This window comes from Xanthobacter sp. SG618 (genome assembly GCF_012932745.1).
GTDB classification, from domain to species: Bacteria; Pseudomonadota; Alphaproteobacteria; order Rhizobiales; family Xanthobacteraceae; genus Xanthobacter; species Xanthobacter flavus.
This window is the reverse complement of sequence record NZ_JABBHL010000005.1, coordinates 115,120-142,087: the sequence shown is the minus strand read 5'-3', so window position 1 is coordinate 142,087 and position 26,968 is coordinate 115,120. Positions and strand designations below refer to the sequence as shown.

Below are 26,968 nucleotides of genomic sequence, written 5' to 3'. Positions count from 1 at the left end.
CAGGCAAGCCCATGACCACCCGCATCTCCGACCGCTTCGCCGCCCTCAAGGAAGAGGGGCGGCCGGGCCTCGTCACCTTCGTCACCGCCGGCGACCCGGACGGCGAGACCTCGCTCGCCATCCTCAAGGCGCTGCCGGGCGCGGGGGCCGACGTGATCGAGCTGGGCGTGCCCTTCACCGATCCCATGGCCGACGGCCCGGCCATCCAGGCGGCGGGGCTGCGCGCGCTCAAGGGCGGGCAGACGCTGGCCAAGACGCTGGAGATGGTCCGCGTCTTCCGGGGTGAGGACCAGACCACGCCGGTCGTGCTCATGGGCTACTTCAACCCCATCTACGTCTATGGCGTGGAGCGCTTCCTCGTCGACGCCAAGGTCGCCGGGGTGGACGGCCTGATCGTGGTCGACCTGCCGCCGGAGGAGGACGACGAGCTCTGCATCCCGGCGCTCAATGCCGGGCTGGACTTCATCCGCCTCGCCACTCCGACCACCGACGACAAGCGCCTGCCCACCGTGCTCGCGAACACCGCGGGCTTCGTCTACTACGTCTCCATCACCGGCATCACCGGCGCGGCGACGCCGGATGCGAACGCCGTGGCCACTGCCGTTGCGCGCATCAAGTCGCACACGGCGCTGCCCGTGGCGGTCGGCTTCGGCGTGAAGACCCCGGAGCAGGCGGCCGCCATCGCGCAGGGTGCCGATGCGGTGGTCGTCGGCTCGGCCCTCGTGGAAGTGGTGCGCCGCACTCTCGACGAGGAGGGCAAGGCCACCTCCAACACCGTGATCGGCGTGGAAGCCCTCGTCAGCGAGCTCGCCGAGGCGGTGCGCGGCGTGCGGCGCTGAGCCGGCTTCGCCGTAACGGCAGCAAGGTGGTATGCTCGACGGCAACAGCGGCGCTCGCCGTACTTTCGCCGTGTCAGACTTGCCATTAGGGCGGAGGGGGGACTATGTGCGCCGCAGCGCGGCGCCGCGCCCCTCCGTACCGGAGATGATCCCGTGAACTGGATTTCCAACGTCGTCCGCCCGAAGATCCGCGACTTCCTGGCGCGGCGCGAGGTGCCCGAAAACCTCTGGGTGAAGTGCCCGGAGACCGGGCAGATGGTGTTTCACAAGGATCTGGAGGCGAACCTCTACGTCATCCCGGCGTCCGGCTACCACATGCGCATGGACGCGGTGACGCGGCTGAAGAACACCTTCGACGACGGCGCCTATGAGGAGGTCACCCTTCCCGAGGTGGCGACCGACCCGCTCAAGTTCCGCGACGAGCGCCGCTACGTGGACCGCCTGAAGGACGCCCGCACCAAGACCGGCTATCAGGACGCGGTGAAGGTGGCGACCGGCCTGCTCACCGAACTGCCCGTCACCATCGCCGTGCAGGATTTCGGCTTCATGGGCGGCTCGCTCGGCATGGCCGCTGGCGAGGCGGTCGTGAAGGGGCTGGAGACGGCCGCCGAGCGCGGCACGCCCTTCATCATGTTCGCGGCCTCCGGCGGCGCGCGTATGCAGGAGGGGATCCTCTCCCTCATGCAGATGCCGCGCACCACTGCGGCCATCCAGGAGCTGCGCGAGGCGAAGAAGCCTTACATCGTCGTGCTCACGAACCCGACGACGGGCGGCGTCACCGCCTCCTACGCCATGCTGGGCGACATCCAGATCGCCGAGCCCGGCGCCCTGATCGGCTTTGCCGGCCCGCGCGTGATCGAGCAGACCATCCGCGAAAAGCTGCCCGACGGCTTCCAGCGCGCCGAATATCTGCGCGAGCACGGCATGATCGACATGGTGGTGCACCGCCACGAGCTGCGTGACACGCTGGGCCGCCTGTGCCGGATGCTGACCAAGGCGCCGGCGCTGCCGCCCAAGGGCCGGCTGCCGCGCCCGCAGGCAGCGTGAGGGAGGCCTGATCGCGGGCCCCTCCCGTGGGGGCCCCGGCTCGACGCACCATGGCACTGCCCCTGCCCGCCCGCGCCACGGACGAGATTCTCTCCCGCCTCGCCGCGCTTCACCCGAAGAAGATCGACCTGTCCCTCGCCCGGATGGAGCGTCTGCTGGAGGCGCTCGGCCATCCCGAGCGACGCCTGCCGAAGGTGATCCACGTCGCCGGCACCAACGGCAAGGGCTCCACCATCGCCTTCATGCGGGGGATGCTGGAGGCGGCCGGGCAGTGCGTGCACGTCTACACCTCGCCGCATCTGGTGCGCTTCAACGAGCGCATCCGCCTGGGCGCGCCGGGCGGCGGGCGGCTCGTTTCCGACGCGGCGCTGGCCGATGCCCTCGACCGGGCCGAGGCGGCCAATGCCGGCGCCCCCATCACCCTGTTCGAGATCACCACGGCGGCCGGCTTCCTGCTGTTCGCCGAGCATCCGGCGGACGTGCTGCTGCTGGAGGTGGGCCTCGGCGGCCGGCTCGACGCCACCAACGTGGTGGACAAGCCGCTGGCCAGCGTCATCACGCCCGTTTCCATCGACCATGTGGACTTCCTCGGCACCTCCGTTGAGGCCATTGCGGGGGAGAAGGCCGGCATCATCAAGCCGCGCGTGCCGGTGGTCGTCGGCGCCCAGTCGCCCGATGCACTCGCCGTGATCGAGCGGGCGGCGGCGAAGAAGCTCGCGCCCCTGTTCGTGCGCGGCCAGCAGTGGAACGTGCAGGAGGAAAGCGGCCGGCTCGTCTATGCGGACGAGGACGGCCTGCTCGACCTGCCGCGTCCGCGCCTCGTCGGGCCGCACCAGATCGACAATGCCGGCCTTGCTGTCGCGGCGCTCCGCGCCGTGCGCCTGCCCGCCGCCCATGATGCGGGCATCCTGCGCGCCGACTGGCCGGCGCGCCTCCAGCGGCTCGCCCCCGGCCCGCTTTCCGCCCGTGCGCCGGCCGGCGTGGAATTGTGGCTCGACGGCGGGCACAACGCCGCCGGTGGCGCCGCCCTCGCCCATGCCTTGTGCGAACTGGAAGAGCGCTATTCGCGGCCGCTCGTGCTCATCCTCGGCATGCTCGGCACCAAGGATGTCACCGGCTTTCTCCAGCCCTTTGCCGGCCTCGTGCGCGAGGCCATCGCGGTGCCGGTGCCCGGCGAACATGCGGGTCTGAAGCCGGAGGACGTGGCGGCCGCCGCCGTCGGTCTCGGCATGAAGGCGAGCGTGGCGCGGGACGTGGGCAGCGCGCTGGACGGCATCGCCCGCGAGGCGGTGGTGCCGCCGCCGCGGGTGCTGATTGCCGGTTCGCTCTATCTGGCCGGCGCCGTGCTCGCCGCCAACGGGACGGCGCTGGGCTGAGGCCCCGCGCGCCGGTCACGCCCCCGCGAAGATCGACGCCCCGTTCTCCGCCTCGCCCACGGCGGCGCGGAAGGGGGCGAACAGCTCGCGCCCGACGCCCGTATGGTTGGCGGAAAGATCGGCGCTCGCGCTCGGCCGCGCCGCCCATTCCCCAGGCGGGACCAGAACTTCCAGCCGGCCCGCCACTGCATCGACACGGATCATGTCGCCGTCGCGGATGCGGGCGATGGCACCGCCGTCCAGCGCTTCCGGCGTGACGTGGATGGCCGCGGGCACCTTGCCGGACGCCCCGGAGAGGCGGCCATCGGTGACGAGGGCCACCCTCTGCCCACGATCCTGCAGCACGCCCAGAGGCGGCATGAGCTTGTGCAGCTCGGGCATGCCGTTGGCCTTCGGCCCCTGAAAGCGCACCACTGCCACGAGATCGCCGGTGAGCGTGCCGGCCTTGAAGGCGGCCTGAAGCTCCTCCTGCGAGTGGAAGACCTTCGCCGGCGCCTCGATCACATGCCGCTCGGGCGCCACAGCCGATGTCTTGATGACCGCCCGGCCGAGGCTGCCGTCCAGCACCCTGAGGCCGCCCGTGCTCTGGAACGGCGCCGCAACGCCGCGCAGCACCTTGTCGTCGCCGCTCGAAGCCGCGCCGTCCCGCCAGTCGAGGGCGCCGTCGTCCGCCAGCACCGGCTCGCGGGTATAGGCCTCGAGGCCCCGGCCGAGGATGGTCTCGGCATCCGCATGCAGCAGGCCGGCGGAGAGCAGCTCGCGCACCACGAAGGGCACGCCGCCCGCCGCATGGAAGTGGTTCACGTCCGCCGAGCCGTTGGGATAGACGCGGGCGAGCAGCGGCGTCACCTCGGCGAGCGCGGAGAAGTCGTCCCAGCTCAAGGCGATGCCCGCCGCCGCCGCCATAGCGACGAGGTGCAGCGTGTGGTTGGTAGAGCCGCCGGTGGCGTGGAGGCCGACGATGCCGTTCACGAACGCCTTCTCGTCCAGCATCCGTCCGGCGGGGATGTGCTCGTTGCCGAGGGCGGTGATGGCCAGCGCCCGCTGGGCGGCGGCCTTGGTGAGGGCATCGCGCAGCGGCGTGTCCGGCGTCACGAAGGAGGCGCCGGGCAGATGCAAGCCCATGATCTCCATGAGCATCTGGTTGGTGTTGGCGGTGCCGTAGAAGGTGCAGGTGCCGGGGCCGTGGTAGGACTGGCTCTCCGCCTCCAGCAGAGCATCGCGCCCCACCTTGCCCTCGGCATAGAGCTGGCGGATGCGGGACTTCTCGTTGTTGGGCAGCCCGCTGGTCATGGGGCCGGAGGGAATGAACACCGCCGGCAGATGGCCGAACGAGAGCGCGCCGATGACGAGGCCGGGCACGATCTTGTCGCAGATGCCGAGGAAGACCGCGGCATCGAACGTCTGGTGGGACAGGGCGACGGCGGTGGAAAGGGCGATCACGTCGCGGGAGAAGAGCGAAAGCTCCATCCCGGCCTCGCCCTGGGTGATGCCGTCGCACATGGCCGGCACCCCGCCCGCCACCAGCGCCGCGCCGCCGGCCTCGCGGGCCGCCTCGCGCAGCAGCTCGGGATAGCGCTCATAGGGCCGGTGGGCCGAGAGCATGTCGTTATAGGCGGTGACGATGCCGAGGGAGGGGCCTTCCCCCGCCCGCAGCATGGCCTTGTCCGAGGGGCCGCAGGCGGCGAAGCCGTGCGCCTGGTTGGCGCAGCCCAGCGCCTGGCGCTGGGGCCGGCGCTGGGCTGCCGCCTCGATGCGGTCGAGATAGCGGCGCCGCCCGTCGTGGCTGCGTTGGGCGATACGCTCGGTGATCTCGCCGACGCGGGCGTCGAGCGTGTGCTGTGCGGCCATGGGGCTCCTCCTTGCGGCGATCCTCCACCCTGAGCGACGCCCAGCGCAAGGGTTGGGCCTGTTCTAAAGGACGACTTCGCCCTCGTCCTCGCCGTTCCACCAATGGAGGCGCTTGGCCTCGACCTTGATGAGCACGAGGCCGGGCGTGTCGATGCCGGCCGGGAACCAGGCGTCGAGATCGGCGGTCCAGCGCGCCTCGAAGGCGGTCTTGTCGCGGATGATCTGCGCCTTGCCTTCCACGGTGGCGAAGAAGGGCCGCTGGCCGAGAAGTCCGCTTGTGCCCTGCAGGGAGAGGCCGACATTGGGATCGCGGGAGATCTCGCTTACCGCGCGGGCATCTTCCTTCGCGAAGAAGAAGCTGCTGCCGTCATAGTCCACGTCGCCATTGTTGCTCATGGGCCGCCCGGCCAGCGCACCGTCCTCGCTCTTGGTGAAGAGGGTGGTGAAATCGATGTCGCGCATCTTCTCCACCACTTCGTCCAGCGTCATCTCGGCCATGGCGTCGTCGCTCCTGTTCGTGTCCTGCAGTCAATGCCGGCGGGGCGGTTTGGTTCAGGCGCGCGTGTGCCGGGCGGCTGAAACCGCATTCGGCGGCGTTGACAAGTTACGAACGCCATGTAACCTTAAAAAATAATGTAAATGGTTACTAATCGCAGGCGCATGCCCGTCCTCGCCACCCGCAGGCGAGCCGGCGACGCTGCGCCAGGAAAGGACACATCGTGAAAGCAAGGACGATCGCCGCCGCCCTCCTGCTCGGGGCCACCGGCTGGGCCGTCCCCGCCACGGCGCAGGTGGGTTATAGCGGCTATGCGCTGCCGCTCGCGCTCGCGGTGGAAGCGGCAACGGCGGCGGTGAAGGCGTGCGAGGCCAAAGGCTGGCCGGTCACGGCGACGGTGGTCGATGCGTCGGGCCTGGTGAAGGCCACGCTGAAGGCGGACCACGCCACAGTCCACACGCCGGACACCGCCTTCCGCAAGGCCTACACGGTGGCCACCCTCGGCCCGATCTTCAAGTTCGAACGGTCGAGCGCGTTCGCGGAGATCGTCGCCAAATATCCCGGCGGCGCGGGCACCTCTCTCACCACCATTCCCAACGTGATCGCGCTGGCGGGTGGCGTGGGCGTGATGCACGGCTCCGAGATCGTCGCCGCCATCGGCGTCGGGGGCGCGCCCGGGGGCGACAAGGATGAGGCCTGCGCCAGCGCCGGCCTTGCGGCCATCGCGGATCGTGCCAAAGCGCAGTGATGGAAGGACGGGATTGGTGCGCCAAAGCGAAGTGGAGGCGCACCCGCGCAATCGGTTGGTGGGCGGCATCGCGCAAGCAAAACACCCGTGCGATGGGTTGGCGGGCGGCATCGCGCAGGGAAAGCATCCGCGCGATGGGTTGGCGGGCGGCATCGCGCAGGGAAAAATGGTGCGGGCGGTCGGACTCGAACCGACATATCCGTGAGGACGGCGGATTTTGAGTCCGCTGCGTCTACCAGTTCCGCCACGCCCGCAGCCGAAGCCTCTTTATAGGCTTGGCGGCCGGGCGCCAACAGGAAAGCGGCGGAGATATCCCCGCCGTTCGCTTCACCTCATGCACCGCGCGGCAGCGCGCTCGATCCCCAACCCACCGGCAGGCGCACCACGCTGCGCATCGCCGCGCGGGGCAAAGCGATGTCGCGCCGCTCCGGCTGCAGGTCCGGCTCCAGCGCCGCGAGGAAGTCCTCGGCCCAGCGGTTGATGTCGTGCTCCTCGAGCACCCGCATCATCCGGCGGTGGCGATCGCGCCGCTCCACCAGCGGCATCTCCAGCGCCCGGCGCAAGGCGGCGGCGACGCTCTCGGTGTCATGCGGATTGACGATGAGCGCACCGGTCCCCAGCTCGCTGGCTGCTCCCGCGAACTGCGAGAGGAGCAGCACACCGGGATCTTCCGGGTCCTGCGCGGCGACGAATTCCTTGGCGACGAGGTTCATCCCGTCGCGCAGCGGCGTCACCAAAGCCACGTCGGCGCGGCGGTAGAAGCCCGCGAGAGCGGAGCGCGAATAGGTGCGGTTCACATAGCGCAGCGGCGTCCAGGACACGTCGCTATAGGCGCCGTTGATCTGCCCCGCCCGGTGCGACACGCTGCGATCCATGTCCTGATATTCGGGCACGTCGGTGCGGCTCTTGGGCGTGATCTGCACGAAGGTCACGCGGTCGTGCCAGTCCGGCTCCTTGCGCAGGAACTGGTCGTAGGCGTCCAGCCGGTTGGGGATGCCCTTGGAATAATCCAGCCGGTCCACGCCGATGATGAGCTTGCGGCCCGAGAGGCTTTCGTCGAACGCCTTCACGAAGCGGGTGCGGCTCGCGTGCCGCGCCCGCCGCGCAAAGGCGCCGGTCTCGATGCCAACAGGGAAGGTGCCGAGGCGCACCCGCCGGCCGCCGATGTCGCAGCCGGTGCCGTCGGGGGTGGACTGGCCGCCGCGGGTCTCCAGATAGCGGGCGAAATTCTCCCGGTCGCCCTCGGTCTGGAAGCCCACGAGGTCGTAATAGGCCAGCGCGCCCACCGTGTCGGGATGCTGTGGCAGGGCCTGGATGATGTCCGCCGGCGGCATGGGAATGTGCAGGAAGAAGCCGATGCGGTTGTTGTGGCCGCGCTCCCGCAGATATTTGGCCAGCGGCATCATGTGGTAGTCGTGGATCCACAGGATGTCGTCCGGGCGGATGATCTTCTCCAGATGGTCCGCGAACATCCGGTTGACGCGGATGTAGCCGGAGAGGTCCGAGCGGTAGAATTCCGACAGGTCCACCCGGTAGTGCAGCACCGGCCACAGCACCCGGTTGGCGAAGCCGTTGTAATATTCCTGATAGTCCTCGTTGGTGAGGTCCACCACGGCATAGGTGACGCCGGCGTGCTTGGTCTCCTGCGGCGTATCGGAGGGGTCCGGCGCGATGCGCCCGCTCCAGCCGAACCAGATGCCGCCGCGATCCTTGAGCGCGGCGTTGACGGCGACGGCGAGGCCCCCTGCCGGCGCACCGGACTTCTGGGGGAGAGCCACTCGGTTCGATACGACCACGATGCGGGACACTGAGGTCACCTCCTTCGTTGTCGCGGCTCGGCCGCGAGATGGGTGATGAGGGCACGGACCGCGCGCGGGTCCGGCAGGATTGTGTGGGCGCCGTCACGCGGCGCGCCGACCGCGACCGCAATGCCGCCGGCCTGGTTCACCGCCCGGAAGCCGGCCTCGTCGGTGACATCGTCGCCGATGAAGACGGGGCGACGGCCGGCGAAGGGCGGGGAGGCCATGAAGCGGTCCACCGCCGCGCCCTTGTCGATGCCCGCTTGGCGCACCTCGAACACGCAATGGCCGGGCATGATCTCGATGCCGCGCCGCTGGCCGACCACCTCGGTGAGGGCGCGGCTGAGCGCGGGCGCGGCCTCCGGGCTGGCCCGGTAATGGATCGCGACCGCGTGGATCTTGTCCTCGGCAAACACGCCCGCGAACCTGGCCGCCGCCGCGCGCAAGGCGTCCCGCAGGTCCTCGTCGAGGGCGGGCGCGGGATGGGAGGGGCCACCGGCGGCGAGGCGGATGTCGGCGCCATGCACGCCCGCGGCGGCGAACCTGTCCGCGCCGAACAAAGCGTCGAGCGAGGCGAGCGAGCGTCCGCTCACGAGCGCGAGCGCGCCATCGGCCCGCTCCGCGAGCGCCATCAGGGTATCGGAAAGGCCGGGGGGAACCACCACGGCCTCGGGCCGCTCGGCGATGTCGATCAGCGTCCCGTCCACGTCGAGGAAGAAGGCATGAGTCCCCGGGTCGAGGGCCATGAAGGCCCCCGGAATGTCTGAATCCACCGCGGGGAACGATCCTTGAAGCATGCCAAACACGGGCGGGGCCTTTGCAAATCTCGGTAGCATAACGCCGCCACGCCGCCACGGTTCCCCCTCAGCTTCGACTCAATACCGCCACAGGGGCGCGCAAACAGCTTGGCTTCGGCTTCGTTCGACGGAACCGGAGCGGTTCGGCAGCGTTCGTCTCGGCGTCACGGGAGACAGCATATGTTCGGCATGCACAGGACTTCGACCGACGGGTTTTCCCGGCGCGTTGCGGCGTTGAGGGATGAGCTCGACCATCTCCAGTCGTCGTTCCACAAGCGGGAGCGCGAGTGGGGCCGCATGGCCTCCGATGTCGCGTCCGATGCGCATGACTGGGTGGCGGAGCGGGCGGAAGCCTTGCCCAGCCTGTCCCTGGACAATATTCGCCGACACCTGCCCGCGATGCCGCATCGCCCCTTCCGCTCGGAAACGTCGGCGGTGCCGGTCATCGTCGCGGCGGTGGCTGTGGGCGTCGGGGTGGGGTGCATGCTATATGCCGTAACGTCGTGCGGACGACGGTCCGCCCGCGGCAAGGCCCGCGACGGCGAGCACAAGGCTGCTGCGCCCGTGGTCGAATAGTGTGGCGGGCCTGACGCCTCTGGCGGTCAGGCGCGCTGTTTCGCCCCCGTGTTCCCAGACGGGGCAGGGGGCAGGATGGATGTCCGGCATCGAGCCGGCAGGGCAAGGGAGAACGAGATGAAAGCGGCTCTCATGATTGGCGTGATGGCACTCGCCCTCGGCGGTTGCAGCGAATATTCGCGGCAGGATCGCGCGGTGGGTGGTGCTGCGATCGGCGCCGGTACCGGTGCGCTGATCGGTGCCGCCGCCACGGGCACCGGCACGGGCGCCCTCGTCGGCGGCCTCATCGGCGCGGGCACGGGTGCCATCATCGGCGCCGAGACGACCCCCCGTGCCTGCTGGGCGCGCGACGCCTACGGCAACCGCTATCGCGTGCAGTGCCCGTGATGTGCTGAGCCGCCACGCTCGGCGACGGCGGCACAGGACGACAAAAGGCGCCCTCCGGGGCGCCTTTTTTGTGCCTGTGGCAGGGGCCGTTAGCGGCGCCTTTACCTTAGCAAACTATCACCAGACCCATCTCCAAGTGACTTCAGGGCGGCCCGGACCCCACCGGACCGCCCTGTTTTTTAAGCCCTCGATCGATGGATCAGACCGGGCCTCGACCCCTGCGCATCAGACCCATGACCGCGGAGATGAGGAACAGGATGATCGCGACGAAGAAGATGATCTTCGCGATTTCGATGGCCGTACCCGCGATGCCGCCGAAGCCCAGCACCGCGGCGATCAGCGCGACGATGAGAAAGGTAACTGCCCAGCTCAGCATGGCCGTATCTCCTTGCCTTTAATTATCGAGTGACGTGCGCCGCCGGCTGAAGACGCTTTTGATATCGCTCAGCTTTTGGCGTTGAAGTGTTACGCGGATCGTCAACTTCCCAATTGCACCGCTTGTTCCCGGTGAGCGCCGATTCCCGCGGACGTTGCGTCACGCCACGTTTCGAGTCACAGACGTGGAACAAATCCCCATCCCCCGCGTTTTCTCGGCGATCTGGAGACGCAGGAGGAGGCGCGGATGAGCGGATTGCGAAACGAACCCCTGCCGGGCGGCTCCGCCATGCGGAATACGGGCGCGCAAGCTAACGCACCGGAAGGCCATGCGCCGGACGGCGAGGTCTTGCCCGCCGGCCTGGAGGCCGCGCCGCACGGTTATGATCCTGTGGAATTCGGCCCCGGCGAGAGCCGGCGTGATTTTCCCCCGCGCCGCGAGCGGGTGGTTGACGAGGAGCGACGCCTGCTCAAGGAAATCCAGGCGGCCTTCGACGGCACCGAGAAGCGGCACGATGTGGACGACGGACCCGACGTGGACGCGGCAGGCCCGGAGACCGACCCGGACGGCGGGCACCTGTCGCGACTCTATCGTGACTGAGGCCCGCGCCCAGAACCATATTGCAACGTACGTGGACGTGTCCCATCCTGAGGCCGCCCGCGTCTGTCAGAAGACCCCAGCCATGCGATCGGCACGCTTTCAAGGTCCCCTCGACACCCCCATGACGACGCAGCATCAGAAAGAGGCAGGCGGCATGCGAACGCCTCACCGCCGCGACATCTCCGCCCGTCAGGATCTGCTGGGCCGCGAGCTGCGCCAACTGTTCGACGACTACACCCAGGAAGACATGCCGGACGAGCTGCAGAGCCTTGCGCAGCGTCTTCAGGCGGCCTTCGAGGGTCGCGATCCGGAATCCGACGCCGCAGATGGCGCCGCCCCGCCGGACGCCGAGGCCAAGGCCGAGCCCAAGAAGGACTGAGGTCGGGGGGAGGTTTCCCTCCTTCAGGCCGTTTTTGGGCTCAAGGGTCCCCGACCGGCCGCTCGGCCGGTCTGCTTGCATTTCCGCCCCCTTCGCGAACCCCATCCCTCCGCCGCGATATCGCGTAGCGTCAGGGCGTGGGGTTCTGTCTTTTCAAGGGGCTGCGGCTCCTTTTGCGGTATTTGGCGGCGCGCTTTAACGCCTTTGCAAGGCGGGCTCCGCAAGGTGGGGCCATGTCGCGCGACACGCCCCGCATCTTCCTCGCCCTCCTCCTTCTGGCCGGCGCCCTCTCGGGCTGTCGCTTCGGCCTGGAGGAGCGCGATTCGTGGCGCTCCGAGGCGGAGGAGCAGTGCCTTGCAGCCAAGGCGGTGGTTCCGTCCGTCTTCATGGAGCCGCTTCCCGCCACCCAGGGCCCCGGCGCCTGCGGCATGGACCACCCCTTCCGCGTGAGCGCTCTGGCGCAAGGGAATGTGGTGCTGGAGCCGGCCGGCAAGCTCGCCTGCCCGGTGATCTACCAGGTGGACATGTGGGTGCAGGACGTGGTGCAGCCGGCGGCGCTGGCGTGGTTCGGCCAGCCGGTCGTCGCCATCAGTCAGATGTCCGCCTATTCCTGCCGCGGCATGAACGGCGACCCCAACGCCAAGATTTCCGAGCATGCGTTCGGCAACGCGCTCGACATCGGCGGCTTCCGCATCGCGGACGGCCGCTGGATCACCGTGAAGAATGGATGGAAGGGTACGCCGGAGGAGCGCGGCTTTCTGCTGCAGGTGCAGGCGGGGGCGTGCGAGCGCTTCACCACCGTGCTGGCGCCCGGCTCCAACATCTTCCACTACGACCACATCCATGTGGACCTGATGCGCCACGCCAAGGGGCGGACCATCTGCAAGCCGGCGCCGCGCCCGATGCCGGCCCCGCCCATGCCAACCAAGGCGCCGCCGATGGCCTCGGCCGAGCCGAGCGCGCCGGTGGCAGCGGCCCCGGTCTATGCCCCGGCGCCGCAGCAGGTCTCGGCCCCGGCGGAGCAGCCCTCCTTCTTCTCCACCCTGTTCGGCGGCGCGCGGGCCGCGCCGCAGCCCCAGCCGGCGCCGGTCGCCGCCGAGCCGCCGCCGCCTCTGCCGCCGGTCGAGGCCACGCGGGCGCCGCAGCCGCAGATCATCGCCTCGCCGGCGCCGCCCCCACCCGCCGGATATTCCCCGTCGAGCTATCCGCCCTCCAATTATCCGCCCTCCAACTATCCCCCCGGCGCCGTGAGCGGTGCCCCGGCGCCTGCCGCCGCGCGCGCGCCCGCGCCTGCGTCGACGCAGCAGAAGGGCGGCCTGCCGCCCGGCTGGCAGGTGGGGCCGCAGGGCATCCCCGTGTCCTCCGCCGCGTCCAGCAATCCCGAGACCGGCTCCATCAAGCGCAAATATTACGCGGCGCCGATCCCGCAGCCCTCCACCATCCCCCTGCCCAAGGCCAAGGCCGGCGAGGATTGAGGTCATGAGCCTGCCCCTCGCCGGCATCGACGGCTGCCGCGGCGGCTGGGTGGTCGCCCGATGGGACGGCGGCAGCCGGCTCGATCTGATCCGGGTGGCGCGGGTGGAGGCGCTGTTCGACGCGCCGGATGCTCCTGCCATCGCCTGTGTGGACATGCCCATCGGCCTGCCGGAGACCAGCGAGATCGGAGGGCGCAGCGCGGAGCGGGCGGTACGGCCGCTGCTCGGTGCGCGGCAATCCTCGGTGTTCGCCGTGCCGGCACGGGCGGCGGTGATGGCCGGCATGGGGCCGGGGGATGAGCGGGAGCGCTTTTCCGCCGCCTGCGCCGCGGCGCTCGCGCATTCGAGCCCGCCGCGCAAGGTCTCCATCCAGTGCTTCAACCTCTTCCCCAAGATCGCCGAGCTGGACGAACTGCTGCTGCGCCGGGCGGAACTGCGGGACCGCCTCATCGAGTGTCACCCGGAGGTGTCGTTCCGCATCATGAACGGCGCGCCGCTTGAGCTGGCGAAGAAGGTGAAAAGCCGGCCGCATGGGCCGGGGCTCGACCTGCGCATCGGCCTCCTCGCCCGGGCCGGCCTGCCGGTCGATCTGCTCCAGGCGAGGACCGCGGCTGCGCTCGGCGCAGGGCTCGACGACCTCGTGGATGCCTGCGCCTGCGCCGTCACCGCGAAAAGAGTGTTCGAGGGCAAGGCCTTGCGCTTCCCCGACCCGCCGGAGCGCGATGCCTTCGGGCTGCCGGTGGCCATCACCGCCTGAGCCGCCTTCGATCTAAGTCGAATTCCGATCGCCCTGCGCGCCTCGCTATGCGCAAGAGATTGTCTCCACGACGGAATTGCCGACATGCCCGAAAACCGCATCCGCCTCTCGTCCTTGCGTGACAGGATCGTCCCGGCCGAGGAGGCCTCGGCGCTCATCGGCGACGGCATGATCGTGGGCATGAGCGGCTTCACCCGCGCCGGCGAGGCGAAGGCGGTGCCGATGGCGCTGGCCGCCCGCGCCAATGCGGCCCATGCGCGCGGCGAGCCGCTGCGCATCACCCTCATCACCGGCGCCTCGCTGGGCAACGACCTCGACAAGCAGATGGCGGAGGCCCACCTGCTCTCCCGCCGCATCCCGTTCCAGTCCGACCCGGCCCTGCGCAAGGCGATCAACGCCGGCGAGGTGATGTTCGTGGACCAGCATCTCTCCGAGACGGTGGAGCACCTGCGCACCAACCAGCTCGGCCCCATCGACGTGGCGGTGATCGAGGCGGTGGGCATCACCGCGTCCGGCGGCATCATTCCCACCACCTCGGTGGGCAATTCGGCCACCTTCGCCATCCTGGCGAAGAAGGTCATCGTCGAGATCAACCTCACCCAGCCGGAGGAGCTGGAGGGGCTGCACGACATCTACATCCCCACCCGCCGCCCGTTCCGCGAGCCGATCCCGGTGGTGACGCCGGAAAGCCGGGTGGGCCTGCCCTTCATCCCCATCGACCCGGAGAAGATCGCCGCCATCGTGGTGACGCGGAAGCTCGATTCCGCCTCCAACGTGCTGCCGCCGGACGCCGAGACCGCCGCCATCGCCGGCCATCTCATGGAGTTCCTGAAGCATGAGGTGAAGATCGGCCGCCTGACCAACCGGCTCCAGCCGCTGCAGGCCGGCATCGGCACCATCGCTAACGCGGTGATGCACGGCTTCATCGAGAGCCCGTTCGGCGACCTCACCATGTATTCCGAGGTGCTGCAGGATTCGACCTTCGACCTGTTCGACGCCGGCAAGCTCAATTTCGCGTCGGGCTCGTCCATCACCCTGTCCAAGGCGAAGTACGACCAGGTGATGCCGCGCATCACCGACTACAAGTCGCGCCTTATCCTGCGGCCGCAGGAGATTTCCAACCATCCCGAGATCATCCGCCGGCTCGGCCTCATCGGCATCAACACGGCGCTGGAATTCGACCTCTATGGCAACGTGAATTCCACCCATGTGGGCGGCACCCACATGATGAACGGCATCGGCGGCTCCGGCGATTTCGCCCGCAATGCGTATCTTTCGGTGTTCGTCACCAAGTCCATCGCCAAGGGGGGGGCGCTCTCCTCCGTGGTGCCCATGGTGAGCCATGTGGACCACACCGAGCACGACGTGGACATCCTCGTCACCGAAGTGGGCCTTGCGGACCTGCGCGAACTGGCGCCGCGGGAGCGGGCGCGGGTCATCATCGCCAATTGCGTGCATCCGCTCTACCGCGATGCGCTGTCCGACTATTTCGAGCGGGCGACTGCGCGCGGCGGGCACACGCCGCACATCATCGAGGAGGCGCTCGCCTGGCACGTGCGGGCGCGGGAAGAGGGCACCATGCTCCCGGAAAAGACACGGAAGATCGCGTGAGCCCCACGGCGGCGTCACCGTGCCGCCGCCGCGAGGGGAACTAATCCGAAGCGCAGCCGTTCGTACGGTCACGAATCCGTGCTATCTCGCGACCGCGAAATTTTGCGTGCCTGCGGAGGAATGGTCCCCATGTTCCCGACGCCGAAGCCGGTCCTGACGCCCAATACCTACGCCTACGAGTCCGAGCCCATGGTGAAGCCGACCGGCTTCCGGGAGTATGACGCCCGCTGGTTGTTCCAGAAGGAAATCAACCTGATGGGCGTGCAGGCCCTGGGCATGGGCCTGGGCACGCTGATGCACGAGATGGGCGTGAAGCCGGAGATCGTCACCGGCCACGACTTCCGCTCCTATTCCTCCTCCATCAAGCTGGCGCTGGTCTCCGGCCTCATGGCGGCGGGCATCAAGGTGCACGACATCGGCCTCGCCATGTCGCCCATGGCCTATTTCGCCCAGTTCGCCCTCGACGTGCCGGCGGTGGCCATGGTCACCGCCTCGCACAACGACAATGGCTGGACCGGCGTGAAGATGGGCGTGAACCGCCCGCTCACCTTCGGCCCGGACGAGATGACCCGCCTGAAGGAAATCGTGCTCGGCGCGAAGTTCGACCTCAAGGGCGGCGGCGCCTATGTGTTCGTCGAGAATTTCCCCGAGGTCTACATCAAGGATCTCACCAACCGGCCGAAGCTGAAGCACCCCATCAAGGCGGTGGTGGCCTGCGGCAACGGCACGGCCGGTGCCTTCGCCCCGAAGATCCTCGAGGCGCTGGGCGTCGAGGTGGTGCCGCTCGACACCGAGCTGGACCACACCTTCCCCAAGTACAATCCGAACCCCGAGGACATGGAGATGCTCCATGCCATGCGGGACGCGGTGCTGGAGCACAAGGCGGACGTGGCGCTCGGCTTCGACGGCGACGGCGACCGCTGCGGCGTGGTGGACAATACCGGCGAGGAGATCTTCGCCGACAAGGTGGGCGTGCTGCTCGCCCGCGACCTCGCCAAGATCTACCCTAACTCCACCTTCGTGGTGGATGTGAAGTCCACCGGCCTGTTCGCCACCGACCCCGAGCTCATCAAGCTCGGCGTGAAGGCGGACTACTGGAAGACCGGCCATTCCTACATGAAGCGCCGGGTGAACGAGACCGGCGCGCTGGTGGGCTTCGAGAAGTCCGGCCACTACTTCTTCAACAAGCCCGTGGGCCGCGGCTATGACGACGGCCTCGTCTCCGCCATCGCCGTGCTCGACATGCTGGACCGCAACCCCGGCAAGAAGCTCAGCGAGCTGCGCGAGGCGCTGCCCAAGACCTGGTCCTCGCCCACCATGTCCCCCCACTGCGTGGACGAAGCCAAGTATGGCGTCGTCGCCAAGGTGGTGGAGCATTACGAGAAGCTGGCTGCTGAAGGCGCTACCGTCACCGGCCAGAAGATTCGCGACCTCGTGACGGTGAACGGCGTGCGCGTCACCTGCGAGGACGGCTCCTGGGGCCTCTTGCGCGCCTCCTCCAACAAGCCCGAGCTTGTGGTGGTGGTGGAAAGCCCGGTCTCCGAAGCCCGCATGCGCGAGATGTTCAAGGAGATCGACGGCGTGCTGCGCCAGCACCCCGGCATCGGCGAATACAACCAGACGATCTGAGGCGGCGCGCCGCCTCGGACATTGGGCGGCCAGGGATCAGGCGGCCGGAGCCAACGGCTTCGCCCGCTCGATCCGCGCCCGTTCCTCCGGCGAGTTCAGCGTCTGCCAGAGATCTGTGCGGCGCTGGACGTTCAGCCAGAAATCGGCGCTGTTGCCGAACACCCGCGCCAGAATGAGCGCCGTCGCGGCCGTGACCGAGCGGCGCTCGTTGCACAGTTCGTTGACGTGCTTCCTCGGAACGCCCATCGCCTCGGCCAGCGCCGCCTGGGTGAGGCCGAGCGGCTCCATGAATTCCTCGGTGAGGATTTCGCCGACCCCTGCCGGCTTGCGCTTGGTCATCCGCATGAGTGGCCTCACCGATAGCTGTGGTCATCGAGGTAAAGATCGAAGGCTTCGCCGCTCTCCCCATCCCACCGGAAAATGAGCCTCCACCGGAGGTTGACCCGGATCGAGTGCAGGCCATCGAGCGTGCCGCGCAGCTTCTCGAAATGATTGCTCGGCGGCACGCGCAGATCCTGATCGGTGGTCGCGTCGTCGATCATCTGAAGCTTTCGGAACAGCCGATCCTCGATATCCACCGGGATGTGGCGGGAGCGCGTGTCATCGACAAAGAACGCTTCCAGCCACGCATCGCGGAAGCTGACGATCATTTTGCCCCCCGATTTAGACCCAATGTACCACTCAATGGTACATTGGGCAACTTTTCCCTCAATGCGCCGTCGCGCCCTCCTGGGCGGCGCGGGGGATGATGGCGCCGCGGTGCATGATGACTTCGGCGGCGAGGCGGTGGCCGGCCTGGGCGGCGGCTTCGGGCGTCGCGCCGGCGATGCGGGCGGCGAGATAGCCGGCATTGAAGCTGTCGCCGGCCCCCGTGGTATCGAGGGGGGAGACGGTGCGCTCCACCGGCACCTCCACGGTGCGGCCCTCGGCATAAACCAGCGCGCCGCCGGCCCCGTTCTTCACCACCACTTCGCTCACCCCGTAGGTGGTGATGCGCTCAATGGTGGCGGCGGGGGAGGCATCGCCCCACAGGGCCGCCTCGTCCTCGAAGGTGGGCAGCGCCATGCTGGAGCGCTTCAGCGCCTCGGCGAACACGGTGCGGGCGCGGGAGAGATCGCCGCCCCAGCCGCGCGGGCGGAAATTGCCGTCGAAGATGCGCCAGGCCGGCGGTCCGCTGCGGCTGTCGCCGGCCCCGCCCGCCATTTCCAGCGCGGCGAGGAAGCGGCCGAGCCCCTGGTTGGAATAAAGCGACAGGGTGATGCCGGAATAATAGACCGCGCCCGCCCCCACCAGCGCCGCCGCCACCTCCTGCCAGCCGTCCGCCTCGAACAGGGCGCGGGCGGGGGAGGTGTCACGCCAGTAATGGAAGCTGCGCTCGCCGGCATCATCCGTGGTGATCAGATAGAGGCCGGGCACCTTGCCGCTGACGCGCGGGATCAGGCTCATGTCCACGCCTTCCGCTGCGCCGAGGGCGAGGATGTCGCCGGAGAAGGCGTCGTCGCCGAGCGCCGTGGCATAGGCCACGTCCACGCCGGCCCGGGCGAGATAGACGGCGGTGTTGAAGGTGTCGCCGCCGAAGGCGAGGCCGAAGCGCCCGTCGGAACCGCGGGCGAGTTCCACCATCACCTCGCCCACACAGACCACTTTCGCCACGGCTGCCTCCGTTCCTGGTGCCCTGCGCCGGGCGCCGGACCCTAGAGCACGCGCTAGCCGGCTTGCAACGCAAGCTCACCGGATAACGCGTTCTCTTGCGCAAAGAGAGGCCGATTCACCGCTCCTGAGCCGGAATGGCTCATTCCACCGTCGGGGGCACCGGGTGGGTCCAGGTGCCGTCGCGCGGCTCGGGGCCGGTGGGGCCGGGCTTTGCGCCGTCCTTGGCGGCGTCGCCCTCCGGCCGCGGCGTGCCGTAGCGCGCCCTGAGATCGGCGGCGCGGCCGCGATTGGCGGCGATGAGGCAGAGCGAGCGCTGCTCGAAATTGCCGATGCCGCGCGGCCCCTCGAACGGCGCGACGCCCTGGCAGTCGAGATTGCGGAACAGGAGGAAGCGCGACTGCGCCTCGTCGAGCTGGGTCTTCCAGCGGGCGCGCTGGGTGCCCTGCAGGTCGGTGCGCGCTTCGATGACGGTGAAGGCGTTGGCCAGCTCCGCCTCCAGCGCCTGCTCGGACGTGCGGGTCACGTCATAGAGGCAGCGATTGTACTGCCCGCCCGACACCTTCTCGCGCGGGCAGGCGACGACCACCTTCCAGCGCTCCGGCGTCGCCGCGTCGCTGCCGGACGCGCGGAGCGGCTGGGTGCGCGCCGGGGATGGGCCCGGCGGCAGGTCCGCATCGGCCGGAACGGGCGGTTCCGGCGCGGGCTCCGGCAGAGCGGGAGCGACCATGGGGGCGGGACCGTCCGGCGGCGGGCGCGTCAGCACCAGCAGCACGGGCGAGAAGGCCAGCAGCACGAGGGCGAGGGCGAGAAGCGCCCGCCGCCCCGGTCGCCGCCGCGCCGCCCCCACGCCTCAGGCCACCTTGCGGTTGGCGGCGAGGAAATCGCCCATGCGGCCGAGCGCTGCGGTGATGTTCTCCCGCGAGGTGGCGTAGGAGAGGCGCAGGTAGCCCTCGCCATGGACGCCGAAATCCGGCCCGCCGATCACCGCCACGCCCGCTTCCTCCAGCAGGGCCGAGGCGAGCTTCTTGGCCGAGGTCCAGCCGGTGCCGGTGATGTTGGGGAAGGCGTAGAAGGCGCCCTTGGGCGTCGCGCAGGTGACGCCGGGCAGCGCGTTCAGCCCTTCCACCACCATGCGGCGGCGGGCGTCGAACTCGGCGGTCATGGCGAACACCGCATCCTGAGGACCTTCGAGCGCGGCGATGCCGGCATACTGTGTCGCGGCGTTGACGCAGGACCAGCAGTTCACCGCGAGCTTGCGCACCTGGTCGTAGAGGCTCTTCGGCCAGATGGAATAGCCGAGGCGCCAGCCGGTCATGGCATAGGTCTTCGACCAGCCGTTGAGCAGGATCAGCCGGTCGCGGATCTCGGGATAGGCGAGGAGGGTGCGGTGCTCCTCCCCGTCGAACAGGAAGCGGTCGTAGATCTCGTCCGACATGAGCGCGACGTGGGGATGGGCGGCGAGGCCCTTCACCAGCTTGTCGATCTCGGCGGCGGGGGTGACGCCGCCCGTGGGGTTGGCGGGCGAATTGATGATGATGAGCCGCGTCTTCGGCGTGATGAGGGCGAGCGTCTCCTCGGCTGAGAAGGCGAAGCCGTTCTCCTCGCGGATCGGCACCGGGATGGGCGTCGCGCCGGTGTGCTCGATCATGGAGCGATAGATGGGAAAGCCGGGGTCGGGATAGAGGATTTCCGCACCGGGCTCGCCGAACAGGCGGATGGCGGCATACATGGTGACCTTGCCGCCGGGCACGATCATCACGAGGTTCGGGTCCACCTCGACGCCGTAGCGGCGGTTCAGATCGCCGGCCACCGCCTCGCGCAGCGGCAGGATGCCGACCGAGGGGGTATAGCCGTGCTGGCCGTCGCGCAGCGCCTTCACCGCCGCCTCGACGATGTGGGCGGGCGTCTGGAAGTCGGGCTGGCCGATGCCGAGATTGAGGATGGAGCGCCCCTCCGCCTGAAGCGCCGTGGCGCGGGCGAGGACGGCGAAGGCGTTCTCCTCGCCGATGCGGTCGAAGGCGGGATTGGTGGTGAGCATCGCCGGCAGCTCCTTGGGCGCGCGGCGTCTTGTGCGCCGCTTCCAGAGCGCGATCCAAGCAAATTGACCCAATTTGCTCGGTGAATCGCCCTCTGAACTTAGGGAAAGAGGACGCCTTGGATAGCACCGAAGGCCACGGGTGGGGAGTGGGGGAAAACCTGCTGCGACGCGCAAAGCGTGGCCATGGGCAGCATGTTACGAGAAAGCCAAGAGCCGAATCGGGAAACGTGCCCATGTCCCAATCGACCGCCTCCCCCTCGACCGCCCCCCTGCCATTCGAGGAAACCGAGATCGCCATCGTCGGCGCCGGCATTGTCGGCCTGTCGGTCGCCCATGTGCTGACGCGCCTCGGCATCTCCGTGCGCTGCTTCGATGCCGGCGCGGCGGGGGGCGCCCAGTCGGCCGGCGGCTCGCGCATCATGCGCGCGGCCTACAACGATCCGCGCATGCTCTGGCTCGCCCGCAAGGCCAGCACCGGCTGGGCGCGGTGGGAGGAGGAGGCCGGCCGCCCCCTCATCGAGCGCACCGGCTCCTTCCTCATCGTCTCCGAGGCCGAGGCGGAGCTGAAGCGCCTCGCCGGGCTCGATCTGAAGGTCCGCTTCGTCTCTCCCGCCGAGCAGGAGGAACTGCTGCCGGTGCACCGCCCGTGGTCCCGGCCGGTGATCCTGGAGGAGGAGGCTGGCACCATCCGCGCCCGCGACAGCATCGAATGGCTTGCCGCGACGCTGGGCGATGCGCTGCACGAGCACACGCCGGTGCTGGGCCTCACCCAGCGGGCCGGGCATGTGCTGGTCTCCACCCGCAGCGCCATCTACCGGGCGCGACGCGTGCTGGTGGCGGCGGGGATGCAGACGCCCATGCTCTCCGGCGCCATGGGCGTGAAGGTGCCGCAGGTCTACAGCGTCCACCAGCGCCTGCTCTTCCCCATGACCAGCGATCTCGCCGCGCGGCCCATGGTCTCCTTCCGCGACAAGAGCGACCACCGCCACGGCGTGCTCTACACCTACGGCCTGCCGGCCCTGCATGACGGCCTGTTCGCCGTGGGGCTGGAGCCCAGCGACACCGACCGCAGCGGCGGTGGCCATCCCGACCAGGTGATCGAGCACACGCTGGCGCTGGCCGCCGAGACGCTGCCCGGCCTCGACACCTCGCGCTTCACCATCGAAAGCTGCGTCTCCACCTCGCTGGAGCATCCCGACGACGGCGCGCCGTGGGAATCCGAGCGCCTCGAGGTGGTCAGGCGCGGCGCGGTGGACTTCTTCGCCGGCGGCCACCTCTTCAAGTTTGCCCCGGCGCTGGGGGAAATGCTCGCCGGCATGGTGCTGGGCGAGGAGGTGCCGGCTATGCTCCGTCCGGAGTAGGCTGCGCCCCCGCCGACCGCCATCGACAAAGCCGCGCCAGGCGGCGCGTAAAATTCCAAGAAAACGCCCCCCGAGGAAGCCCCATGCAACTGCCCGAGAACCCGTTCAAGCGCGCGATCCATGCCGGTACCCAGCAGATCGGCCTGTGGTGCGCCGTGCCCTCAAACTATGTGTCGGAGATCCTCGCCGGCGCGGGCTTCGACTGGCTGGTGCTGGACACCGAGCACGCGCCCAACGAGCTGCCCAATGTCTTCAACCAGCTCCAGTCCATGGTGGGCTACGGCACCCAGCCGGTGGTGCGGGTGCCGTGGAACGATGCGGTGACGCTGAAGCGCTTCCTCGACATCGGTACCCAGAGCTTCCTCATCCCCATGGTGCAGGATGCCGAGGAGGCGCGCGCGGCAGTGGCGGCGACGCGCTATCCGCCGGACGGCATCCGCGGCTATGCGGTGGCCTCCCGTGCCACCCGCTTCGGCCGCATCAGTGATTACTTCACCCGCTATGCCGACGAGATGTGCGTGCTGGTGCAGGTGGAGACCATGGAAGCGCTGGAGAAGGTGGAGGAGATCGCCGCTGTGCCGGGCGTGGACGGCATCTTCATCGGCCCCGGCGACCTCTCCGCCTCCATGGGCCTTCTGCACCAGCCCACCCATCCCCGGGTGGTGGAGGCCATCGAGGACGGGCTGAGGCGCATCACCGCCGCCGGCAATCGCGGCGGCGTGCTGGTGGTGGGCGACGAGGCGCTGGCCCGCCGCTACATGGCGGCCGGCTCGGTGTTCACCGCCGTGGGGGTGGACGCCGCCTTGTTCGCCCGCAGCTCCGAGGCGCTGGCGAAGCAATACAAGGGCTGAGCTTTAGTCCCGGAGCATCCGGCGGATGACCTTGCCGGTGGTGGTCAGCGGCAACTCGTCCACGAACTGGATCTCGCGGGGATATTCGTAGGCCGCGAGGCGCGTGCGCACGAAATCGCGGATCTCCGCCTCCAGCTCCGGCGTGGGCTCCACGCCGGGCATGGGCACGATGACCGCCTTGACGATCTCCGTGCGCAGCGGGTCCTTCTTGCCCACGGCGGCGGCCATGGCGACGGCGGGGTGCTTCAAGAGCACGTCCTCAATCTCCGCCGGCCCGATGCGGTAGCCGGCCGAGGTGATGACGTCGTCGTCGCGGCCGAGGAAGTGGAAATAGCCCTCCTCGTCCCGCGCCGCGAGATCGCCGGTGAGGAGCCAGCCGTTCTTCACCTTGTCGGCGGTCGCCTCGAGGCGGTTCCAATAGCGCAGGAACATCACCGGGTCGGGCGTGTGCACGGCGATCTGGCCCATCTGGCCGGGCGGCAGGATGCGCCCGTCCTCGCCCAGCACCGCCACATCGTGGCCGGGCACCGCCTTGCCGGTGGCGCCGGCCTTGGCGACGCCCAGCGCGGCCGAGGAGCCGATGACGTAGTTGCATTCGGTCTGGCCGTAGAACTCGTTCACCGGCACGCCGAGGGCCTCGCGGCCCCATTCGAACGTCTCCGCGCCCAGCGCCTCGCCGGCCGAGCCCACCGTGCGCAGGTCGAAGCCGAACTTCTCGCGGGGGGCCTGCACCTGCCGCATCATGCGCAGCGCCGTGGGCGGGATGAAGACGTTGCGCACCTCGGCGCGCTTCATCAAGGCGAAGGCGGCTTCGGGATCGAATTTGCCGCGCGGCTGCGCCACCACCGGTACGCCCAGCGCCAGCGCCGGCAGCACGGTGTTCAGGAGCCCGCCGGCCCAGGCCCAGTCCGAGGGCGTCCACATGCGGTCGCCCACCTGCCCGATGCCGTCATGGGTGAAGGTGACGCCGCTGACATGGGCGAACAGCACCCGGTGGCCGTGCAGCGCGCCCTTGGGCTGGCCGGTGGTGCCGGAGGTGTAGATCATCAGCGCCGGATCGTCCGGGCCGGAAGCGATGGGAAGCGGGCGGTCAGAGGCCGCCTCCACCAGAGCGGAGAAGCTGACCGCGCCATCGCGCGCGCCATCCACATTGACCACGAGGTCCAGTGCTTCGGGCCGCGCGATGAGCTTGGCGAGGCCGGCATCGTCGGTGACGAGGGCGCGGGCGCCGGAATCCAGCAGGCGATAGGCGATGGCATCCACGCCGAACGCGCCGGCCAGCGGCACCGCGATGGCGCCCATCTTGTAGACGGCGAGATGGGTGACGAGCACTTCCAGCGACTGGGGGAAGAGAATGGCCACCCGGTCGCCGGGCCCGATGCCCTGCGCGACGAGCGCATGGGCCAGCCGGTTGGAGAGCCGCGCCAGCGCGCCGTAGGAGACCGGGGAGAAGCCGTTGCCGGCGGGCAGGAAGAGCGCGGGACGGTCCGGATGCTGCGCCGCGATGGCGTCGCAGGCGTGGACCGCCATGTTGTAGCGCTCCGGCACCATCCAGAGGAAGGCGCGGCGTCGGCGCTCATATTCGCTGGATTGTGCGCCTGATCCCGATGCGCCCGTGCTGTGCGCAAGCATCCCGACCCGTGCCTTTCCGCCCCGCCCTTTTGTTGCGGCGCACGCTACAGGCTCGGACGCAGAAGGTCCACCCAGCCGTTAGCCGGGGTACCTCCATCAGGATTCGGGACGGGAGGAGGAAGGCCGGCGCGGCCGGGGGCTCAGCGCCGGACGCCTTCTTCCTGCATCAGGGCCTCGGTGGCGGCGATGGCGCCTTCCAGCTCGGAAATCTTGCGCAGCATGCCGTCGGAGGGGAGGGTAGAGCCCTTGGCTGCGGTGAGGACCAGCTCGCGCTGGGCCGCCTTGAGGCGATCGAGAAGGCTTGCGAGGTCAGCCTCGGCCTGTTGCGCCATGGTCGTGTTCAACTCCGGCATCGCTCCCAGGTCGAACCTGCGGAACGGAAACTGCAAAAACGGAAACGGCGCCGCGCTTGCGCCCGGCACCGCTGGTTGCATTGCTCTTCACCGCCGCCCGGAAGGACCGGCCGGCGGCGAAGGGATCTGCGAGATCAGTCGGCGAGCTCGATGCCGCGGGCTTCCGGACCCTTGGGGCCCTGACCCACCTGCACCATCACGCGCTGGCCCTCGGCGAGGTCGCTGAGGCCGGAACGGGAGATGACGGTGACGTGCACGAACACGTCCTTGCCGCCGCCTTCCACCGCGATGAAGCCGAAGCCCTTCTCGGGGTTGTACCACTTCACGGTGCCCACGCGCTCTTCGGTGGGGCCGGTCGCGGCACGGGGGCCGCCACCCGAACGGGGAGCGCCGCCGAAGCCGCCGCCACCACCGCCGCCGAAGCCGCCGGGACGATCGCCGAAGCTGCGGCGGGCCGGAGCGGCTTCCGCAGTCGAGGTGTCGACTTCGAGCACTTCAGTGACCTGACGGCCCTTCTGGCCCTGGCCAACGCGCACCGACAGCTTGGAGCCGGGGGGCACGCTTTCCTGGCCGGCGGCCTCGAGGGCACGGGCGTGCAGGAACACGTCACCCGAACCGTCGGACAGCTCGACGAAGCCGAACCCCTTCTCAGGGTTGAACCACTTCACGGTGGCGTCGATGGGCGGGCCAGACGGGGCGGGGGCGCTGAAGCTGCTGCTGGGCGAGGAAAAGGGGCGGTCCCCTCCGAAGCCGCGGTCACGCGGCGGCGCAAAATCGTCGTCAAAGCCACGGCGGCGCGGCTCTCGGAAGTCTCGGTTACGGCTCATGTGTATTTCCGTTGAGGTCAGTCGCCAATTTTGGCTTAGGGCCATCCACCACTGCCGGACAATGATGCGTTTCTTCGTGCCACACTTTAACTTGCACGCTTCGGGCGTATTAAATTCCGCCTTCGCACAACGCCTGTTCCAGCCACCCGCGTCTCGCCTCGCAGCCTATATGACAGGTCGGAAAACGTACCCACACACTCGGGCGCACGGCCCCGACCAACATGCAGACTAACACATCTCAGCCGCTTTGGTACATGAATGTTGGGCGACGGCGCCGCTTGATTGTTGCGCAGCATTTCGTGGGGGTTCCTCGGCCCGCCGGACCCGTCCGTTCCGCAGGTGACGGCCGCCCGCCGCGGCGACGCGAAGACTTCTAGTTCGATTGTACCTCGTTCTATTTTGCGGCAGTGCATCTATTCATGAACGCCCTGCCGCCTGTGCCGAAGGAGGCCGCCATGGCCGAGGCCGCCGCATCGTCATCCGCCGATCCGCAAACCGCGCCCCGTCCGCACGGCCACGGCGCGGCCGTCGCCTACGAGACGCCGCTGGCGGACGTGCCGGTCTCCCCCGCGACGCTGGACCTGCTGGAGACGCGCCGCTCTTTGCCGCTGCGCGCGCTGCTCGAACCCGGCCCAACGCCGCAGGAGCTGGACCGCATGCTGGCCATCGCCGCGCGGGTGCCGGACCATGGCCGGCTGGTGCCGTGGCGATTCATCGTTATCGAGGGGGAGGCGCGGGAGGCGGCCGGGGCGCGGCTCGATGCGCTTTATGCCGCGCAGAATCCGGGTCTCGTGCCGGACAAGGCGCGCATGTGGCGGGACTATCTGATGCGGGCGCCGGTGACCGTGGTGGTGGTCAGCCGGGCGGACCCGGCCGCCAAGATCCCGGAGCTGAACCAGATTCTCTCCGCCGGGGCGGCCGCGATGAACCTGGTGGTGGCGGCGACGGCGCTGGGCTTCTCGGCGCTGTGGCTGCTGAAATGGCCGGGGCGCGACCCTGCGGCGGCGGCCCTGCTCGGCGTCGGGGCGGGGGAGAAGGTGGCCGGCTTCATCCATATCGGCCGGCCGGCGACGCGTCCGGACGACCGGCCGCGGCCGGCGCTCGCCGATGTGGTGACGCGCTGGCAGCCGTGAGGGCGGCTCAGTCGAGCGACATTTCCACCTGATAGGCGCGGCGGAAATATTTCACGGTGATGTAGAGGGCGGCGAGGCTGAACAGCCCCATCAGGGCGTACTCGCCGATGTCGCCGAGGTGCATCAGGCCGGCCAGCGCCCAGCCGGCGGCAATGGCGGTGGCGAAAGCCTCGGTGGCGACCAGCGTGGTGGCGCTCACCACGGTGAACAGGCTGCCGCCCCCCGTCTTGCCCACACCCGAACCCGCCATTCCAGTCTCCCGATACCGTTCGGCGCGATCCCGCCAAACCGCGCGGCGGGCGTCGGACGCTGGAGTCTTTCGCCGGCCGCTGCTCTATATGGGGCGGAAACTGCGCTGGGCGCGTCGCCGGGTCAAG

At 69.3% G+C, this 26,968-nt stretch carries 30 protein-coding genes and 1 tRNA gene; 16 read left to right on the top strand and 15 right to left on the bottom strand.

Annotated elements, in window-relative coordinates; all coding sequences use genetic code 11:
• Window positions 1–11 precede the first annotated feature (11 nt).
• The 3 genes from trpA (at window position 12) to FHT36_RS15175 (ending at window position 3,262) form a co-directional block, all read left to right on the top strand.
• Window positions 12–839: a tryptophan synthase subunit alpha gene (trpA, locus tag FHT36_RS15185; protein WP_169123335.1), complete on the top strand. Its 828-nt coding sequence runs from the start codon at window positions 12–14 to the stop codon at window positions 837–839.
• A gap of 153 nt (window positions 840–992) precedes the next feature.
• Window positions 993–1,886 (top strand): acetyl-CoA carboxylase, carboxyltransferase subunit beta, encoded by an 894-nt coding sequence (gene accD / locus FHT36_RS15180; RefSeq protein WP_169123334.1) that lies wholly within the window; start codon window positions 993–995, stop codon window positions 1,884–1,886.
• A gap of 50 nt (window positions 1,887–1,936) precedes the next feature.
• Window positions 1,937–3,262, top strand: a complete 1,326-nt coding sequence (locus FHT36_RS15175; protein ID WP_169123333.1) for a folylpolyglutamate synthase/dihydrofolate synthase family protein — start codon at window positions 1,937–1,939, stop codon at window positions 3,260–3,262.
• Between the two features lie 15 nt (window positions 3,263–3,277).
• On the opposite strand, the gene edd is transcribed toward FHT36_RS15175, so the two are convergent.
• Window positions 3,278–5,113 carry a phosphogluconate dehydratase gene (gene edd, locus FHT36_RS15170; protein ID WP_169123332.1) on the bottom strand — a complete coding sequence of 612 codons (1,836 nt, stop codon included), beginning with the start codon at window positions 5,111–5,113 and terminating at the stop codon, window positions 3,278–3,280.
• A gap of 63 nt (window positions 5,114–5,176) precedes the next feature.
• Window positions 5,177–5,611, bottom strand: coding sequence for a pyridoxamine 5'-phosphate oxidase family protein (locus tag FHT36_RS15165; protein WP_169123331.1), 435 nt, complete (start codon window positions 5,609–5,611; stop codon window positions 5,177–5,179).
• A 221-nt stretch (window positions 5,612–5,832) separates the two neighbouring features.
• On the opposite strand from FHT36_RS15165, the gene FHT36_RS15160 reads away from it, so the two are divergent.
• Together FHT36_RS15160 and FHT36_RS15155 are read left to right on the top strand one after the other, a co-directional pair.
• Window positions 5,833–6,357, top strand: coding sequence for a heme-binding protein (locus FHT36_RS15160; protein WP_348644474.1), 525 nt, complete (start codon window positions 5,833–5,835; stop codon window positions 6,355–6,357).
• A 13-nt stretch (window positions 6,358–6,370) separates the two neighbouring features.
• Window positions 6,371–6,562, top strand: coding sequence for a hypothetical protein (locus tag FHT36_RS15155; RefSeq protein ID WP_169123330.1), 192 nt, complete (start codon window positions 6,371–6,373; stop codon window positions 6,560–6,562).
• Here the strand turns inward: FHT36_RS15155 and FHT36_RS15150 are convergent.
• The 3 genes from FHT36_RS15150 to otsB all read right to left on the bottom strand — a co-directional run bounded on the left by FHT36_RS15150 (window position 6,525) and on the right by otsB (window position 8,902).
• Window positions 6,525–6,611: transfer RNA gene (locus tag FHT36_RS15150), tRNA-Leu, on the bottom strand. The two genes, FHT36_RS15155 and FHT36_RS15150, sit on opposite strands and share 38 nt — an antisense overlap.
• A 78-nt stretch (window positions 6,612–6,689) precedes the next feature.
• Window positions 6,690–8,165 carry an alpha,alpha-trehalose-phosphate synthase (UDP-forming) gene (gene otsA / locus FHT36_RS15145; RefSeq protein ID WP_169123329.1) on the bottom strand — a complete coding sequence of 492 codons (1,476 nt, stop codon included), beginning with the start codon at window positions 8,163–8,165 and terminating at the stop codon, window positions 6,690–6,692.
• A gap of 5 nt (window positions 8,166–8,170) precedes the next feature.
• Window positions 8,171–8,902, bottom strand: coding sequence for a trehalose-phosphatase (otsB, locus tag FHT36_RS15140; protein WP_169123328.1), 732 nt, complete (start codon window positions 8,900–8,902; stop codon window positions 8,171–8,173).
• Between the two features lie 231 nt (window positions 8,903–9,133).
• Between otsB and FHT36_RS15135 the strand changes: the two genes are divergently transcribed.
• Together FHT36_RS15135 and FHT36_RS15130 are read left to right on the top strand one after the other, a co-directional pair.
• The gene (locus tag FHT36_RS15135; RefSeq protein WP_169123327.1) at window positions 9,134–9,529 is read left to right on the top strand and encodes a hypothetical protein; all 396 of its coding nucleotides are present in this window, start codon (window positions 9,134–9,136) and stop codon (window positions 9,527–9,529) included.
• A 117-nt stretch (window positions 9,530–9,646) separates the two neighbouring features.
• Window positions 9,647–9,916 carry a YMGG-like glycine zipper-containing protein gene (locus tag FHT36_RS15130; protein WP_024276680.1) on the top strand — a complete coding sequence of 90 codons (270 nt, stop codon included), beginning with the start codon at window positions 9,647–9,649 and terminating at the stop codon, window positions 9,914–9,916.
• A 199-nt stretch (window positions 9,917–10,115) separates the two neighbouring features.
• Here the strand turns inward: FHT36_RS15130 and FHT36_RS15125 are convergent, their stop codons facing one another.
• Window positions 10,116–10,292: a DUF1328 domain-containing protein gene (locus tag FHT36_RS15125; protein ID WP_169123326.1), complete on the bottom strand. Its 177-nt coding sequence runs from the start codon at window positions 10,290–10,292 to the stop codon at window positions 10,116–10,118.
• A 246-nt stretch (window positions 10,293–10,538) separates the two neighbouring features.
• Here FHT36_RS15125 and FHT36_RS15120 point away from each other — a divergent pair, with 246 nt between their 5' ends.
• From FHT36_RS15120 to FHT36_RS15095, 6 genes are all read left to right on the top strand, one after another.
• Window positions 10,539–10,892 carry a hypothetical protein gene (locus FHT36_RS15120; RefSeq protein ID WP_169123325.1) on the top strand — a complete coding sequence of 118 codons (354 nt, stop codon included), beginning with the start codon at window positions 10,539–10,541 and terminating at the stop codon, window positions 10,890–10,892.
• A 154-nt stretch (window positions 10,893–11,046) separates the two neighbouring features.
• Window positions 11,047–11,271: a hypothetical protein gene (locus tag FHT36_RS15115; RefSeq protein ID WP_169123324.1), complete on the top strand. Its 225-nt coding sequence runs from the start codon at window positions 11,047–11,049 to the stop codon at window positions 11,269–11,271.
• Between the two features lie 233 nt (window positions 11,272–11,504).
• Complete coding sequence (locus FHT36_RS15110) at window positions 11,505–12,746, top strand: extensin family protein (RefSeq protein WP_169123323.1); 1,242 nt, start codon at window positions 11,505–11,507, stop codon at window positions 12,744–12,746.
• 4 nt (window positions 12,747–12,750) lie between these two features.
• Window positions 12,751–13,503 (top strand): DUF429 domain-containing protein, encoded by a 753-nt coding sequence (locus FHT36_RS15105; protein WP_169123322.1) that lies wholly within the window; start codon window positions 12,751–12,753, stop codon window positions 13,501–13,503.
• A gap of 84 nt (window positions 13,504–13,587) precedes the next feature.
• Complete coding sequence (locus FHT36_RS15100) at window positions 13,588–15,114, top strand: acetyl-CoA hydrolase/transferase family protein (RefSeq protein ID WP_169123321.1); 1,527 nt, start codon at window positions 13,588–13,590, stop codon at window positions 15,112–15,114.
• A 129-nt stretch (window positions 15,115–15,243) separates the two neighbouring features.
• Entirely contained in the window at window positions 15,244–16,743 is a 1,500-nt protein-coding gene (locus FHT36_RS15095) for a phosphomannomutase/phosphoglucomutase (RefSeq protein WP_169123320.1), read from the top strand.
• A gap of 36 nt (window positions 16,744–16,779) precedes the next feature.
• On the opposite strand, the gene FHT36_RS15090 is transcribed toward FHT36_RS15095, so the two are convergent.
• The 5 genes from FHT36_RS15090 to FHT36_RS15070 form a co-directional block, all read right to left on the bottom strand.
• Window positions 16,780–17,088, bottom strand: coding sequence for a HigA family addiction module antitoxin (locus tag FHT36_RS15090; RefSeq protein WP_169123319.1), 309 nt, complete (start codon window positions 17,086–17,088; stop codon window positions 16,780–16,782).
• Between the two features lie 8 nt (window positions 17,089–17,096).
• Entirely contained in the window at window positions 17,097–17,393 is a 297-nt protein-coding gene (locus tag FHT36_RS15085) for a type II toxin-antitoxin system RelE/ParE family toxin (RefSeq protein ID WP_169123318.1), read from the bottom strand.
• A gap of 58 nt (window positions 17,394–17,451) precedes the next feature.
• On the bottom strand, window positions 17,452–18,396 hold the full coding sequence (locus FHT36_RS15080) for a sugar kinase (RefSeq protein ID WP_169123317.1): 945 nt from the start codon (window positions 18,394–18,396) through the stop codon (window positions 17,452–17,454).
• Between the two features lie 139 nt (window positions 18,397–18,535).
• Complete coding sequence (locus tag FHT36_RS15075; RefSeq protein WP_169123316.1) at window positions 18,536–19,243, bottom strand: lysozyme inhibitor LprI family protein; 708 nt, start codon at window positions 19,241–19,243, stop codon at window positions 18,536–18,538.
• Window positions 19,244–19,246: 3 nt separating this feature from the next.
• Complete coding sequence (locus FHT36_RS15070) at window positions 19,247–20,434, bottom strand: pyridoxal phosphate-dependent aminotransferase (protein WP_169123315.1); 1,188 nt, start codon at window positions 20,432–20,434, stop codon at window positions 19,247–19,249.
• A 233-nt stretch (window positions 20,435–20,667) separates the two neighbouring features.
• On the opposite strand from FHT36_RS15070, the gene FHT36_RS15065 reads away from it, so the two are divergent.
• Both FHT36_RS15065 and FHT36_RS15060 read left to right on the top strand, forming a co-directional pair.
• The gene (locus tag FHT36_RS15065; protein WP_169123314.1) at window positions 20,668–21,795 is read left to right on the top strand and encodes an FAD-binding oxidoreductase; all 1,128 of its coding nucleotides are present in this window, start codon (window positions 20,668–20,670) and stop codon (window positions 21,793–21,795) included.
• Window positions 21,796–21,878: 83 nt separating this feature from the next.
• Entirely contained in the window at window positions 21,879–22,646 is a 768-nt protein-coding gene (locus FHT36_RS15060; protein ID WP_169123313.1) for an aldolase/citrate lyase family protein, read from the top strand.
• Window positions 22,647–22,649: 3 nt separating this feature from the next.
• On the opposite strand, the gene FHT36_RS15055 is transcribed toward FHT36_RS15060, so the two are convergent.
• The 3 genes from FHT36_RS15055 to FHT36_RS24735 form a co-directional block, all read right to left on the bottom strand.
• Window positions 22,650–24,278 (bottom strand): AMP-binding protein, encoded by a 1,629-nt coding sequence (locus tag FHT36_RS15055; protein WP_169123312.1) that lies wholly within the window; start codon window positions 24,276–24,278, stop codon window positions 22,650–22,652.
• A 140-nt stretch (window positions 24,279–24,418) separates the two neighbouring features.
• Window positions 24,419–24,712 carry a hypothetical protein gene (locus FHT36_RS15050; RefSeq protein ID WP_246702252.1) on the bottom strand — a complete coding sequence of 98 codons (294 nt, stop codon included), beginning with the start codon at window positions 24,710–24,712 and terminating at the stop codon, window positions 24,419–24,421.
• 53 nt (window positions 24,713–24,765) lie between these two features.
• Window positions 24,766–25,458 carry a cold-shock protein gene (locus FHT36_RS24735; RefSeq protein ID WP_169123311.1) on the bottom strand — a complete coding sequence of 231 codons (693 nt, stop codon included), beginning with the start codon at window positions 25,456–25,458 and terminating at the stop codon, window positions 24,766–24,768.
• A gap of 455 nt (window positions 25,459–25,913) precedes the next feature.
• On the opposite strand from FHT36_RS24735, the gene FHT36_RS15040 reads away from it, so the two are divergent.
• On the top strand, window positions 25,914–26,591 hold the full coding sequence (locus FHT36_RS15040) for a nitroreductase (RefSeq protein WP_169123310.1): 678 nt from the start codon (window positions 25,914–25,916) through the stop codon (window positions 26,589–26,591).
• 7 nt (window positions 26,592–26,598) lie between these two features.
• Here FHT36_RS15040 and FHT36_RS15035 read toward each other — a convergent pair whose 3' ends face one another.
• Window positions 26,599–26,841 (bottom strand): hypothetical protein, encoded by a 243-nt coding sequence (locus FHT36_RS15035; protein ID WP_169123309.1) that lies wholly within the window; start codon window positions 26,839–26,841, stop codon window positions 26,599–26,601.
• Between the last annotated feature and the right edge of the window lie 127 nt (window positions 26,842–26,968).